The sequence below is a fragment of the Fructilactobacillus sp. X2R6C1 genome, assembly GCF_059901295.1.
In genome coordinates, this window is sequence record NZ_JBWXUZ010000059.1 from 1 (window position 1) to 251 (window position 251).

At 70.1% G+C, this 251-nt stretch carries 1 protein-coding gene; it reads right to left on the bottom strand.

What is annotated here, in order from left to right; all coding sequences use genetic code 11:
• Nucleotides 1–211, bottom strand: a 211-nt coding sequence (locus AC6UDF_RS07350) for an ATP-binding cassette domain-containing protein (RefSeq protein ID WP_500724231.1), incomplete at its 3' end; no start/stop codon positions are given.
• Nucleotides 212–251: the final 40 nt, after the last annotated feature.

Consider the following 251-nt stretch of genomic DNA (forward strand, 5'->3'; position numbering starts at 1 on the left):
GGGCGAAATCACGCAGATCGCGGCCACCGTAGGTCAGCCGTCCCTGCTGCGGATCCCACAGCCGCAGCAGCAGGCTCGACAGCGTGGTCTTGCCACTGCCGCTGTCACCGCGAATCGCGATGCGCTCGCCCGGCGCCAGGGTCAGCTGCTGGCCGCACAACACCGGCCGCGCAGCACCCGGCCACTGGAAATGCACGTCATCCCAATGCACGCGCGCGGACTGTGGCACCGCCTGCGGTGCCAGCGGATCG